Origin of the sequence: Priestia sp. TGN 0903, assembly GCF_050846855.1 — a bacterium.
Classification (GTDB): domain Bacteria; phylum Bacillota; class Bacilli; order Bacillales; family Bacillaceae_H; genus Priestia; species Priestia zanthoxyli.
On sequence record NZ_JBOZGL010000001.1, the window covers coordinates 275,307 to 288,372 of the forward strand.

At 36.0% G+C, this 13,066-nt stretch carries 13 protein-coding genes; 5 read left to right on the forward strand and 8 right to left on the reverse strand.

The window, feature by feature from the left end; translation table 11 throughout:
- Positions 1 to 44: 44 nt before the first annotated feature.
- The 3 genes from ACRPLY_RS01480 to ACRPLY_RS01490 form a co-directional block, all read right to left on the reverse strand.
- Positions 45 to 374: a hypothetical protein gene (locus tag ACRPLY_RS01480; protein WP_033579039.1), complete on the reverse strand. Its 330-nt coding sequence runs from the start codon at positions 372 to 374 to the stop codon at positions 45 to 47.
- A 654-nt stretch (positions 375 to 1,028) separates the two neighbouring features.
- Positions 1,029 to 1,442, reverse strand: coding sequence for a GRAM domain-containing protein (locus ACRPLY_RS01485; RefSeq protein WP_098626519.1), 414 nt, complete (start codon positions 1,440 to 1,442; stop codon positions 1,029 to 1,031).
- 212 nt (positions 1,443 to 1,654) lie between these two features.
- Complete coding sequence (locus ACRPLY_RS01490) at positions 1,655 to 2,473, reverse strand: hypothetical protein (RefSeq protein ID WP_432231481.1); 819 nt, start codon at positions 2,471 to 2,473, stop codon at positions 1,655 to 1,657.
- A 123-nt stretch (positions 2,474 to 2,596) separates the two neighbouring features.
- Here ACRPLY_RS01490 and ACRPLY_RS01495 point away from each other — a divergent pair, with 123 nt between their 5' ends.
- Together ACRPLY_RS01495 and ACRPLY_RS01500 are read left to right on the forward strand one after the other, a co-directional pair.
- A complete protein-coding gene (locus ACRPLY_RS01495; protein WP_432231482.1) occupies positions 2,597 to 3,097 on the forward strand; it encodes a hypothetical protein in 501 nt (166 codons plus the stop codon).
- Between the two features lie 47 nt (positions 3,098 to 3,144).
- Positions 3,145 to 3,609 carry a hypothetical protein gene (locus ACRPLY_RS01500; protein WP_033579033.1) on the forward strand — a complete coding sequence of 155 codons (465 nt, stop codon included), beginning with the start codon at positions 3,145 to 3,147 and terminating at the stop codon, positions 3,607 to 3,609.
- Positions 3,610 to 3,696: 87 nt separating this feature from the next.
- Here ACRPLY_RS01500 and ACRPLY_RS01505 read toward each other — a convergent pair whose 3' ends face one another.
- Both ACRPLY_RS01505 and ACRPLY_RS01510 read right to left on the reverse strand, forming a co-directional pair.
- Positions 3,697 to 6,204, reverse strand: coding sequence for an FtsX-like permease family protein (locus tag ACRPLY_RS01505; RefSeq protein ID WP_432231483.1), 2,508 nt, complete (start codon positions 6,202 to 6,204; stop codon positions 3,697 to 3,699).
- Positions 6,201 to 6,968 (reverse strand): ABC transporter ATP-binding protein, encoded by a 768-nt coding sequence (locus ACRPLY_RS01510; RefSeq protein ID WP_432231484.1) that lies wholly within the window; start codon positions 6,966 to 6,968, stop codon positions 6,201 to 6,203. Before ACRPLY_RS01510 ends, ACRPLY_RS01505 begins: the two co-directional genes overlap by 4 nt.
- A 367-nt stretch (positions 6,969 to 7,335) precedes the next feature.
- On the opposite strand from ACRPLY_RS01510, the gene ACRPLY_RS01515 reads away from it, so the two are divergent.
- Together ACRPLY_RS01515 and ACRPLY_RS01520 are read left to right on the forward strand one after the other, a co-directional pair.
- Entirely contained in the window at positions 7,336 to 7,749 is a 414-nt protein-coding gene (locus ACRPLY_RS01515) for a thiol-disulfide oxidoreductase DCC family protein (RefSeq protein WP_367032270.1), read from the forward strand.
- Between the two features lie 21 nt (positions 7,750 to 7,770).
- Positions 7,771 to 8,256 (forward strand): hypothetical protein, encoded by a 486-nt coding sequence (locus ACRPLY_RS01520; protein WP_063247971.1) that lies wholly within the window; start codon positions 7,771 to 7,773, stop codon positions 8,254 to 8,256.
- Positions 8,257 to 8,556: 300 nt separating this feature from the next.
- On the opposite strand, the gene ACRPLY_RS01525 is transcribed toward ACRPLY_RS01520, so the two are convergent.
- Positions 8,557 to 9,117, reverse strand: coding sequence for a nitroreductase family protein (locus tag ACRPLY_RS01525; RefSeq protein ID WP_432231485.1), 561 nt, complete (start codon positions 9,115 to 9,117; stop codon positions 8,557 to 8,559).
- 232 nt (positions 9,118 to 9,349) lie between these two features.
- Positions 9,350 to 10,642, reverse strand: coding sequence for a Glu/Leu/Phe/Val family dehydrogenase (locus ACRPLY_RS01530; protein WP_033579029.1), 1,293 nt, complete (start codon positions 10,640 to 10,642; stop codon positions 9,350 to 9,352).
- Between the two features lie 198 nt (positions 10,643 to 10,840).
- Here ACRPLY_RS01530 and ACRPLY_RS01535 point away from each other — a divergent pair, with 198 nt between their 5' ends.
- Positions 10,841 to 10,996, forward strand: a complete 156-nt coding sequence (locus tag ACRPLY_RS01535; RefSeq protein ID WP_162871471.1) for a hypothetical protein — start codon at positions 10,841 to 10,843, stop codon at positions 10,994 to 10,996.
- Between the two features lie 9 nt (positions 10,997 to 11,005).
- Here the strand turns inward: ACRPLY_RS01535 and ACRPLY_RS01540 are convergent, their stop codons facing one another.
- Entirely contained in the window at positions 11,006 to 12,940 is a 1,935-nt protein-coding gene (locus ACRPLY_RS01540; protein WP_432231486.1) for an alkyl/aryl-sulfatase, read from the reverse strand.
- Between the last annotated feature and the right edge of the window lie 126 nt (positions 12,941 to 13,066).

The following is a 13,066-nucleotide window of genomic DNA, read 5'->3' on the forward strand; positions in this document are numbered from 1 at the left end:
TATTTAAAATCGTGAAGATTAGGAAAAACGATAAAAAAAGTAAGTTAACCGCTAATTTTTTCATTTGTTCCTTTTTGTCCTTTTGTCACCTTTTTAAATATAAAGCGAGCAACTAACACGTACAGTGGTAACACAATAATGACGGCAATAACATTTAAAATCCAAGGTATTGTCCCCATAAAAACGTTTGAAGATGCTTTATCATACCAGCTCACAATAATTATTAAAAAGACAACACTGGATATAAAAGTACTTACATATCCCTTCTTATAGTTTGTACTTCTCACAGCAACAACAAAGCCAATTACCAATGAAATGCCTGCTGACATTAAGACAAAAATCAAAAATAAATTTGCTACCTTTTGAACGTCCATTACTTCCCTCTTTCTTATAAAATTTTCACTCCAGAATCTTCGTTGCGTCACTTATAAAAAAAGTAAATTTAAGTACTTTAAACTTCTAAAACAATTAACGCCTTTTTCTAGATACAATTCCTACAGTATTTTGATTAACCGCTTCATTTTGTTTTTGATCAAAAGTTACTATTAAATTAAATTGTATATAAAAATTAACAAACCACACCCAACCATAATCCAACGCATACTTCCTTGGAATGCAGAATTAAAAATGTTTGCTAAAGCTATTATAAGTCCTGTTGACATGTTAAGATAATTCCAAAACAAGCAAATCGCCCCTCCTTAACCATTGCTTCTTCTTTTCTTAGGTCTTAATATAAATTCGTAGATGAACCAATAAATTAGAGGAAATAAAACGATAACGAGAAACCCGTTTTCAGCCGGTATATATTTGTAGATTAATAGCATAATAATTGCAAACACAAGGTAAGCTATCCAAAACCCTTTATCTCTTTTACGCATACTTACCACCTCTCTCTGAACTGAAATAGCATCCTAACGTCTAACGTATTTTCTATATACACAACCAAATCCTTTCTTAAAAGTACGTTATTAGCGAACGCCATACCAAGATAAGCCTAATTTTTAAGTCTAGGCTTATCTTGGTACTACCTATTTAGCAAGAAATACTTCTTCATTCACATTTTCAAAAAACGACTCCAACCTAGAAAAGTCCTCCTTGTTTCCCCGTGTAGAGAAAACTTCTTGATCATCGTGAACAATAACCATCGTAAGAGTTGATTTGAAAATTGTAAGGATTTGCTTTCCTGTTTTTATTTCCCTGATTTTATTAAATGGGATATGTAATACAATAGGCAGCTTAGAGAAAACTTCTCCGTAAAAAAGTAGGCTTTTTTCTGTATAAGCTAAAACACCTCGAATAGGTACAGAATTTCCATTTGGTACACCTACAAGTCCCGAAAATCCACTTTCACATTCATAGTAAGTTAAAATAGATTCTCTAATTTCTTCGTCGCTATCTACCCTTTCTTTAAACTCTTTAGTTGCTCTCTCTTTTAAACTCATACTATCCCCCCTATAGAAATTACTTCTGTTTAACGTACACCTAACTAAATTTTATAATAATTACACTTTTTTGTAAATTTTGGGTATCTGCCACCTAATTAATCTTTCTAGTTAAAATAATTCATACAAAAAAGTGCTTGGATATTTAAATATCCAAGCACTTTTTGTTAATCCCCCTCAAACTACAAAAACTTTATAGGAAGGATACGTTTTTAATACTCAAGCTTAGCAACACCTAAATTCGATTCAAAATCAGTAAGGTACGTGCGGGCTCCGTTATATTTCTCTTCTTCTTCATAGTCATAATTATTACTTGTGTACGGATTGTTAACAATGTTTTTATATGATCTGATGGTTTTTAATTGAGTATCCAAGGAATAATCAAAACCTTTCATTGCTGTTTCTAATTCTTCAAGCTGTTCCTTACTAAAAGCATCTCGATGCTTTTGTAATTCATCTTTTATTATATGCAGTTTGTATACTGGTCCGTTTGTTATGTCATTAACTGTAGGTTTTATATCTCTATTAATATCTTCTTGAGAAGAATGGAGGTGGTCGTAGAAGAATGATATACCTAGATCCTTGCCGTCATCCCAACCTCTGGTGGCCTCGATAACCGAATGCATATTTTTCATCATTGTCACTTTATATATTGTTTTAGGGGAAGTGTATTTCGTATAAGCTTTTAAAGCCTCTTCTCCATTTAGTTTATCAACATCTTTTTCAAGGTTATTGATACTTATTTCTAACTCGTCATTATTCATTTTATTAACCTTTGCAGTACTGTTAACGGACGTAGATAACAAATTAAAATCATTTTTATAACTTTGAAACGTTTTTTCTATGTCCTCATCTTTATTAATAAGACGATCACATTCATTTTGGAGAAACGTTAACTCTATTTTTATTTCTTTTTGGGCTTCTTCTTGTTTTGTATTTTTGCTAATTGATTCTTTTGAGGTACATCCCATTAAACTAAAAGCAATAGTTAGAACAGCTGCTCCTGCTGCTATCTTCCTTGAATTCTTCATTGTGAAACTCCATTTCTTTGTTGTTTAACTTTTACATACTGAACAACTATATCACACAAATGGATTATTTTAACTATTTATATTAAGATTAAAATTAAAGGAATTAATAAAACGGGGGTTTGTATGAAAAAGTTATATTCTGCATTACTCGCATCTCTACTGTCAGCCAGTATACTAACGGCTTGTTCAGCAACGAACGTAAACAGTAAAAAAGACGTGGAATTCTATTCTAGTGAAGATGAAGCCTTTGAAAATGCAAAAAAAGAGTCTACAGGAATACAAGATATTATCGGTGAAAGCAAATATGTAGATAACGAAAAGATTGTTATCTATACAATTAAAGGAAAATCGAATGTAGGTATAGGAACAGCTACATTAACTCAAAAGGATCAAAAAATCCGTTGGTATTTTAATGGGAATCCAGCTATTATTAAACAATCAAAGGGAAATACAGATATCACTAGTGACATAACGACTCCAAAAGGTGTAAAGTACGATTTTTATGCCGGTACCCCAACAAAATCAAATATGACAATTGAAACCCGTACCGATACTGAAGTGATCCCTCATATTGATAAAGAATATGATATTTATTATTACCTCTCCCCTGTTCCAAGCAATTAAGCAGCAATTTTTTTATTAGTCGCAACTAACCAAGGGGGACATTATATATGAAAGAGTTTATAAAATTATCTCTGTTTATGTTTATTATCGTTGGATTATCAGGGTGTATAGGCGAGGAATATGACTTCTCTCCCCCTACGGTTACATTATCGGCCAATGATGTTGTGGATGTTGAACTGAAAGAAACTAATGTAGATTGGCGCGGTGAAGAAGGAAAACAGTACAGAAAGGAAACAAATACAAGGAATAGTATAAATAGAGCTAAAAAGCAACAACAGCTAGCTGTAGCCCCTGAAACACCAGGGAATTTAAGGTTTGATAGCGAAGATTTTCTTGTTAATGACATTAGTTCTTATACAATAAGCACTAGTAATGCGAAGCAAGATATTAGAATAAACGAACAAGATAGAACTTTTGCGTTCCCAAAGAAAAAAGGGAATTATGTTTATTTGCTAGAACTCCAAACTGATAGAGGCTACGCACAATATGTAGGGAACGTTGTTGTTAAATAAATAACATAGAAAGTAATAAACCCCAACCTCTACAAAGAGATTGGGGTTTATTACTATTATAGTATTCTACTATACCTACATGAGAGGTCACTTATTGTCATTAGTAAGCTCTATAGAAAGATCTTGTCCAGATATTTTTCGACTTACGTATGAGAATAAAAAAGTGCTAACTACAAGCATTGATACTACTACAGAAAGAATTGTTTTATAATCTATAACAAACTTCCCTGGATCCATTAATAGCAGAATTAATGTTATTAAAAGTCCCATTACAATTCCATATATTACTCCAATCGTAATATATAAATTCACTTGTGAAAGAATGACTTTACGAATGGATTTTGGCGTCATGCCCATCGCGCGTAAAACAGCAAATTCTTTTCGTTTTGAATAAATATTATTTGCCAATGAATTAAATACTCCTATCATGGTAGAAAGAACCAATGTGGCAATAACAACTATAAAAATTCCCCAACGCTGATAAAACATTTCGTTTGCTTCTTTAACAGATTGATCATAGCTGCTTACCTTTAATTCGGGATACTGGCTTTTTAAGCCCTCAATTTCTTTTACAGCGGCCTTTACATTCGTAGCATCTATATATAGGCGGTAAAAATTCACATCTTTAAACTCCTTGTTTTTCCAATCTAAAAATGCCTCATAGTTGTCAAGAAGATGGTCAGGTATAGCTGTTACGACATAATCTCCTTTAGGTATTATATGCCCCTCTATAATTGATCCATCTTGATTTTTAGCATACATACCTAAATGGAGTACCTGACCTACTTTTACATTATGACTTTCAGCAAATTTTTTAGACACTATTATACTATTCTCTTTATTACTTCCTTTTACATAAGAGAAGTGCTCTAGAAGTCCTTGCTTCTGCAATCTTTTCAAGTCAACCACATTGTAAAGAATATCTGTAACCTTTTTTGACTTTGAAATCTCCCCTAAGCCCTGGTTGCTCATGTTGCTAACGCTTTTTACGTGAGGCAATTGTTCAGCCTTTCTAGTGAGTTCTGCTACATCTATTTTTGAATCATCAAGGCGAGTTTCCACAATAATGGGCATTACATATTCTTTTTTTAAGTAGGTTAGTCCATTATTTTGAATGGTTCTAAATGTAATTGACCCAAATACAGTAATGACCATTAATCCGCATATTATTAAGATAATCATTGTATTTTTTCTAACTTGAGGAATTAGATTTTTAACGGAAATATAAAATTCTTTCCCAAATAGTTTTTTTCCATATGGTAAAAACCACTTTAATCCTTTAGTCACTAGGATAGGAAAGATTAGTATAAAGGCAAACAAGACTAAAATAACTGTAATTAGTAACATCCCAGGTCCGTATGTGCCTCTTGTAGGAAATACCTGGCTTCCTATAACTAAAAATAAGGACATTGCTATTAGTACCTTGAAAATTACTATTCTTGTCTTGGAAAAACCATAGTTAATTTTCTCGTTCTTCTGCATTGTTTTTAGTGGCAATACTTTTGTACTTCGATAAGCTGGAATGAGTAAAAAGAATTGAATAATAACAAACATTACAACTGTAATGATAACGGCAGTACCTACGTTAAAATCAGATGGAGAGGAAGCTATTTTCGACACTTTTCCTAACCAGCTGTATAAGTACCTTTGACTGCAAAAGGTTAGCAAAAACCCGACACCTGTACCTACGGTGTTTATAACGGTGCTTTGAAGTGTGATAATCTCGCTAATCTGTTTAGCAGTGGCTCCTATCGACCGCATAATGGCGAACTGATTCCTCATTTTGTAAAGCAAAAGCTCAAAGTTTGAAATGAGAATAAGAGACGTGATGATTAATACCAATGCCGATAAAACCATAATAAATGTATGTAAGGATTGTAAATTATTTTGCACGCCTGCATCTTGTTCAGCTATATCAATACGTAAGTCCTTGTTATATGATTTAATATGCTTGGCCAACTTTAAGGCGCTCTCGTTTTTTTGTGCCTTTATTAATAAATAAGTCGCTTCTGCGCTGCTTTTTTCTTTTGTTTGAATATAGCGTTTTACATTCTTTTGATTAAGTATCAGCATATCCGGTGCTACTCCAGTAGCGGATAAATCATTTACGGTTTCCGCTAATGTGTATGTTCTGTTTTCAATAAGGACTTTATCACCAATTTTTATGTCTAAATCTTGGGCTAAGCTCTTATTCATTGCCACAGAGCTACTATTTAGAGGTTTGGAAAAGTGATATCGACTTTTAGCTAAGTAATCATTTTCAACACCTACTGTATAGATAGAGGCATGTAGTTGATTTAGGTTTAAATGAGCAATAGATACTTTTGATACCTTATCTACCATTTTATCCTGGTGAATTTCTTCAACTAAAGTTGATGTCAAAATTTTGCCTTGATTCATATCAAACCCTACGGACAAATCCATCGCACCGTAAGTTTGTTTTAATTGACTTTTTAATGTGTCCTGCGCATTAAAAGAGAATAAAACCATACTAAGTACAAGCATGGTAGAAATAGCTATACTTACAATAGACGAAAACACAATGAATTTATTGGACTTAAATAAACGAAAAGCTAAACCTCGTAGTGTTTTCATATCTTAAGACTCTCGGCTTTTGTAATAAGCTTAAACTTCTCTAGTATATGATCCAAATCACTATTTCCACTACAGATATACGTATCGACAATAGAGCCATCATGAAAGAATAGAACGCGATCTGCATAAGTAGCTACATTAGGGTCGTGAGTAACAAGAAGTATGCTTTGGCTAAGTTCGTTTTTTGTGGTTACCAGTGTGTCTAGTATGCCTTTGGAAGTATTAAAATCAAGGTTACCTGTAGGTTCATCTGCCAGAATAATAGGTGGGTCAGTTATAATAGCCCTTCCTATAGCTACGCGTTGCTGTTGTCCACCCGACAGTTGTACAGGGCGGTGTTTTTTCCAAGCTGTTAAGCCCAAGAGCTCAACAACGTTATTTACTTTTAAATCAATTACGTCCGATGTAAGTTCCTTTAAAACTAGCGGAAGAGCTATGTTTTCTTCTACAGATAAATCTTTTAATAAGTGGAATGATTGAAAGATAAATCCAATGTTATCTCGTCTGTACGCTGAAGCTTGAGGTTCTTGGAACATATCTTTTGAAAGCATTCCGTTTAATTTAATCGTTCCACTAGTTGGCTCATCAAGTGCTCCTAAAATGTTCAGCAGTGTACTTTTTCCTGAACCACTTGTTCCCATAACAGCAACCATTTCACCTGCCCGTAACTGAAAGGATATATCATTTAGTGCAGTAACTTCATAGCCCTCTCCTTTATAAACTTTAGTTAAATTTCCCACCTCTAAAATATGTTGATTCTTCACGTCTTCACCTCGAAGTAAGTTTCTTTTTTTGTAGTAGCAAAGGTAGTTCACGCTTTTATTACATCTACCTCGTAAATCCCCACTATATCTAGTACGTTTCAAAACAGGAATAGTTTTACATTTTGTGAAAAAAAGGAAAATTTTTTAGTTATTTATAAGAAACACAGAAAAGTAGAAGTTTATGAGATAAGCTGCTACATTCAAATTCAAACAAAAACAGTGTTGTATTTGACTCTGTTTTCTTGCTTAAATTCACTTGAACTCACATAAAACATTTCCACTTTTACCCTTATGTCTTGTAGTCCCACACGTAAACAATTATACTTATTTTAGTAAATATTCATAAAAAAGGAAGGGGGGGAACGTCATGCCGCCAAATCCATCACACCATCCTATTATTCTATTTGATGGTGTTTGCAATCTTTGCAACGGATGGGTACAGTTTGTTATCAAACGAGATTCACGTGCTCTATTTCGTTTTGTGTCGCTTCAATCTGATACTGCGGGAACCTTGCTGCGTAAGCATAACTATGAGCACCCACCACTTCACTCGGTCATTCTTCTTATGAACGGGAATCTTTACACAGAGTCTACGGCTATCCTACATATTGTCCGCCAGCTTCGAGGACCCATTCAACTAATGGCGTGTTTCCAAGTGGTTCCCGCGTTCATTCGAAACCTGTTCTATCGTTTTATTGCACGTAATCGGTATAAGTGGTTTGGAAAACAAACGTCATGTATGTTGCCAACCCCTGAAGCCAAAATGCGATTTTTGGACTAAGCATACAAATGGAGGAAAACAATGCGTTTATCAACAAAAGAGAAATTTCGTTTAAGTATTCTTGCGACCCTAAGGTGGACCATGGCTATTACGTTTCTTATTTATGGAATGGCCAAAATCTACCCAGGACAATTTATAACAGGCGATTTCGTGTTTGATTCAACAAAAGATTCTGCGATGAAACTGGCGTGGTATTTCTTTGGGTATTCTGATTTCTACAACTATTTTATTGCCACTGGCGAATTATTAGCTGCGTTGTTATTGGTGATACCGCGTACCGCGACACTAGGGAACATTATTTTTCTCCCCATTATTGCCAACATCACCGTCCTTAACTATTGTTTCAACATTCCTGCCAAAGTGGTGTGTGTTCCGCTTCTTGCGATGAGTTTGCTATTAGTATTGATGGAATACTCAAAGTTAAAAGGCATCTTCTTTGTCAACACTGCTACCCCAACGCAGAAAGTAGACGTTCAATCATCCGAAAGGAAGGTGACCGTTAAATGATCGTCTTTCTTTTGCCGCCCATTATCTTCGGTTTGGCGTGTACTTATTATTTTGGTCTTCGCAAAGAAGACTGAACACAGACAACTCCTTTTTTGTTCTGACTAGTATTTACGGAAACCAGGGAAGTTCGCGATAAGATACTAAAAAGAACTGCTGCAGGTAAACCCATAAAAGTGCAAATTGATGCCGCTGCATGTTGGCATTAAATTTCTTTATGCCACTTTTCAAAAACAATAAAAAAGGCAACAGCTCAACTTATGAGCTGTTGCCTTTTATTTATAGAAACACAGAAATAACCTTTTAACGATACCAAATTGTTTTATCTTGATACGGAATACGTTTTGATGAAGCTTCTTTATTAGGATGTCCGACGTAAATTAAGCCTAGGAGCTTATCGCCGTCTTTTAGAGATAAAAAGTCATTCAGTTCTGACTGATAGACAATGTCACCCGTTCTCCAAATTGTAGCCAAACCTTGTTCTTCCGCTACTAATAGCATATTTTGTATGCTTGCCGCTACGGCAGAGATTTCTTCAATTTCAGGCACTTTTCCTGAAGGACTTACTGCTACCGCAATAATGACAGGAGCGCGAAGCGGTCCTTTTTTTGCTTTTGTTGTTTTTTTCAACGCTTCTTCTTCACTTAAGTGAGCCGTTTTTTGCTTCATAATACGTTCCATTTCGTCTCCTAAACGAACGCGTGAATCCCCTGTAAACACTCGGAATTTCCAAGGCTCTGTCTTTTTATGGTTAGGAGCCCAAGTGCCTGCTTCTAACATAAGGTCGATAGCATTTTCTGATACGTCTTTGTCTTGCATAGCTCCAATCGTTCTTCTGGCTTTAATAATATCTAATACGCTCATGCTTTTCGTCTCCTTTTTCACATTCAATTTATTATAGTTATGTATTTGTCTTGAATATAGAATAATTGAAAATCATTCTCACTGTCAAATGTTTTGATTATCAATTAGGTAACGATGAATATGCCAATTTTTTAAGCGTGTTTGTTTTTTTAGCAGTTTTTCTTTTAATTATTTGGCAGTTCCGGCAAATAAAAAACGATTTGGAACATGTAATCCAAATCGTTTTTTTATCTTATACCCAGCCGCGGAAACGAGAAGCTTCAGCTGATTTTTTGATTCCTGCCATGTAAGCAGCAAGTCTCATGTCTACGTCATTTTCTTGAGCGATTTGATAGATCGTTTCAAATGAATCCACCATTACCTTGCGTAATTTGTAAGCTACTTCCTCTTCAGACCAGTAGTAGCCTTGATTATTTTGCACCCATTCGAAGTATGAAACCGTTACGCCTCCAGCACTCGCTAAAATATCTGGCACTAAAAGCACGCCTTTTTCGTCTAAAATGCGCGTAGCCTCAAGTGTAGTCGGTCCGTTCGCTGCTTCGACTACAATAGAAGCTTTAATGCGATGAGCGTTACGAACCGTAATTTGATTCGAAATGGCTGCGGGTACTAAAATATCACATTCTTTTTCTAATAGTTCTTCGTTTGTCATCACATTGGTAAATAAATTCGTTACGGTACCAAAACTGTCGCGTCGATCAAGCAGGTAATCAATATCAAGACCAAGCGGATCATAAAGAGCTCCGTACGCGTCTGAAATGCCAATTACTTTTGCTCCTGCGTCATGCATGAACTTAGCAAGAAAACTGCCGGCATTTCCGAAGCCTTGAATAATAATCCGTGCTTCTTGCAAGTTAAGGTTTTTCTTTTTAACAGCTTCTTCTATACAAATGGTTACTCCTTTAGCCGTTGCAGTTTCGCGTCCTTGAGATCCTCCGAGTACGATAGGTTTTCCGGTAATAAAACCAGGAGAATCGAACTCACGCAGTCGGCTATATTCGTCCATCATCCACGCCATGATTTGAGAATTTGTATAGACATCCGGTGCAGGAATATCTTTAGTAGGCCCAACTATTTGACTGATGGCTCTTACATAGCCGCGGCTGAGTCGCTCTAGTTCACCAAACGACATGTTTCTTGGGTCACATACAATTCCGCCTTTACCTCCGCCGTACGGAAGGTCGACAATCCCGCATTTTAAACTCATCCAAATGGATAATGCCTTCACTTCTTCTTCATTTACTTCAGGATGAAAGCGTACGCCTCCTTTAGTAGGCCCGACAGCATCATTATGCTGAGAGCGGTAGCCCGTAAATACTTTTACCGATCCGTTATCCATTTTAACTGGAATACGAACCGTCATCATGCGCAGTGGTTCTTTCAACAAATGATACATTTCTTCACCATACCCTAGTTTTTGAAGCGCTTCTTGAATAACGGTTTGAGTAGATAAAAATAAATTAAGTGATTCCTGTTCTTGCTGCTGTTCTTTTTTTAATTCACTAGCTGTTTTTGTAATGGACATTCTGTTCACCCCATATTAATCATTGAAATTTCTCAATGATTTAATATGCAATTCCTGTGCCAATTTCGGCGGTTTTACAACGCTTTTATTTTATAAATAATCTGCACTAGCAAGCCTTATATTCCCTGCATAGGCTGATATTAGTATATACTTAAAGAAATAAGACAAACTATTTATACTGAAAAGGAGGAAAGTGCTATGTTACATGAAAGAAAAGAACAAGAGCGAAACAATCACTATATAGAATGCTGTTCCATCTGCGGAGAAAGGCTAACATCTTTTCAAGAAAAAGAAATCTTCACATGCGACAGCTGTTTTGAACAAAAAGTCAACGATGTGCTTTCTGAGCTGTAATCAGGTACTCTATTTTTTAGAAACAGGTGTCACAATATTAAAGTTTGGATCAATAGAATCCTGACAAGACAAAAAGAAATCCCATTTTGATTTATCTCCTTGAACAAATATGACCGAGCTATAAGAGTGATCATTTGTAGTTGTTAGCCGGTATAAGGTATCTTGCCACATCGTTACCGTCACCTCAGCTTTCTTTCGCGTATCTCCAAGATACCTAAAGATTCCATGCTTAAGTTCTGTGAGAGCTACTTCATTACGATCGGGTATCACAAACAATATACGATAGTTACATGCGCCCGCCTTTAATCCATCTACGCGAATGCTAAATAGTTCTAAAATATTTTTCAAAGGAAGTGTATCCCATACTTCTTTTGTAATAATGTTGACTGGCAGCGGTATATTACCTAAACGAAGTTCTTTGGCTCCTGTTAAATATTCATTTCGCCAAGGACCAGATTCAGCTATATACCCTAATTGTTCAAGCGCGTCTGCGCATAAAAGTTTTGCCTTTACATGGTGAGGATCAGCGTAAATAACTTGTTTGGTCACTTCAGCTACCCATTGATAGTCGCCTTGTTGAAAACAGCGCTGTGCTTTTTGGACAATGTTGTCCGCTCCGCCCATATACTCTACATATTTCTTAGCTGACTCTTCAGGAAACAGTTTATTTAAATCTACAGGATTGCTGTTATACCAGCCCATATAGCGCTGATAAACCGCTTTTGCGTTATGGTTAACCGTTCCATAAAAGCCGTTTGTATACCACTCGTGAGATAGGGTTTTCGGTAGCTTCATCATTCGGCCGACGTGGTCGATGGTATAGCCTTGATTCATCAGCCTTAATGTTTGGTCATGAATATATTGATAAACATCTCGTTGATTTTCGATATATGTGATGCACGACTCGTTTCCGAACCTTGGCCAATTATGTACCCCAAATACAGTTGTTAGTTCTTGGCCAAATAAATCGATTGCTTGCTGCAAGTATTTTGCCCACGCTGCTGCGTCTCTTACTTTTGCTCCTCTAAGGGTATAGAGGTTGTGCTGAGTGGCCGTACAGTTTTCTGCAATACAAAGAGCCTTTTCACTAGGAATATAGATGTTCATTTCAGCAGGCGCCTCCGTCCCTGGCGTAAGCTGAAACTGAAATGAGACGCCGTCAATTTTCTTACTTACATAAGAATGATGTTCGGAAGGATGAATTTCTTCTATTCCTTTAATAAGCGTGATTGTTCCAAATGAAATTTCTTTTCCGATGCCGTTGTCAATTAAGCCTTTTTCATCGCGTCGCAGTCGAATACCGTACATGTATTGACTTCTTCGTGTCATTGCTGTTGCCGCCGTGACGTTTTCATCAATAACCGCATCCATAAATCCAGCAGGAGCATAAACTTTACTAGTTTTATTTTGTATTGAGTCAGGTAATATCCCTAGAACTCCGCCATAATGATCTATATGCGAATGAGAGAAGATAACAGCTCTAACAGGACGCTTCCCGCACTGCTGGTTTACTAGTTCAAGCGCTTTTTCTGCCGTTTCTTCGGATGTTAAGCAATCAATAACAATCCACCCCGTTTTCCCTTTAACAAATGTAATATTAGCCATATCAAAGCCTCTTACCTGAAAGATGTTTTCAGTTACTTGATATAAACCGGCTTGTACATTTAATTTTCCTTGTTCCCACAGTTTAGGGTGGACAGTAGCAGGTGTAGATTGTTCAAATAAAAAAGCGTACTTTCTTAAATCCCATACAGGATACAGCTGATTTTTTTTGAAAACCAGCGGAAAAGGTACGCGTACAAGGGCTTGGTCATCCGCAAGATTTTGTTCTGATTTCACTTGTTCCCAGTCTATTTTTTTATAAGTCTCAGCATTAGTCGCTGCAGTTTTTTGAGTAGCATCTTTTCGGTCAATCGTTAACTCCCGTTCATAATCAAACAGCATAACCCCCTCCTTTTTATTATTTTATGCGTAAAAATAAGACGAAGTACAAAAGAGAGAGAAAATAGAGTCAACAAAAAAGAAGATGCGCTTAGCACGCATCTTCTTTTTTATACTGAATGTTATGTT

Bases quoted from the DNA above. Each gene is read 5' to 3' on its own strand.
- ACRPLY_RS01485 (WP_098626519.1), bottom strand. From the start codon at position 1,442: ATGAGTTTAAAAGAGAGAGCAACTAAAGAGTTTAAAGAAAGGGTAGAT.
- ACRPLY_RS01540 (WP_432231486.1), bottom strand. From the start codon at position 12,940: ATGCTGTTTGATTATGAACGGGAGTTAACGATTGACCGAAAAGATGCT.
- ACRPLY_RS01490 (WP_432231481.1), bottom strand. From the start codon at position 2,473: ATGAAGAATTCAAGGAAGATAGCAGCAGGAGCAGCTGTTCTAACTATT.
- ACRPLY_RS01535 (WP_162871471.1), top strand. From the start codon at position 10,841: ATGTTACATGAAAGAAAAGAACAAGAGCGAAACAATCACTATATAGAA.
- ACRPLY_RS01530 (WP_033579029.1), bottom strand. From the start codon at position 10,642: ATGTCCATTACAAAAACAGCTAGTGAATTAAAAAAAGAACAGCAGCAA.
- ACRPLY_RS01480 (WP_033579039.1), bottom strand. From the start codon at position 374: ATGGACGTTCAAAAGGTAGCAAATTTATTTTTGATTTTTGTCTTAATG.
- ACRPLY_RS01520 (WP_063247971.1), top strand. From the start codon at position 7,771: ATGCGTTTATCAACAAAAGAGAAATTTCGTTTAAGTATTCTTGCGACC.
- ACRPLY_RS01505 (WP_432231483.1), bottom strand. From the start codon at position 6,204: ATGAAAACACTACGAGGTTTAGCTTTTCGTTTATTTAAGTCCAATAAA.
- ACRPLY_RS01525 (WP_432231485.1), bottom strand. From the start codon at position 9,117: ATGAGCGTATTAGATATTATTAAAGCCAGAAGAACGATTGGAGCTATG.
- ACRPLY_RS01500 (WP_033579033.1), top strand. From the start codon at position 3,145: ATGAAAGAGTTTATAAAATTATCTCTGTTTATGTTTATTATCGTTGGA.
- ACRPLY_RS01495 (WP_432231482.1), top strand. From the start codon at position 2,597: ATGAAAAAGTTATATTCTGCATTACTCGCATCTCTACTGTCAGCCAGT.
- ACRPLY_RS01515 (WP_367032270.1), top strand. From the start codon at position 7,336: ATGCCGCCAAATCCATCACACCATCCTATTATTCTATTTGATGGTGTT.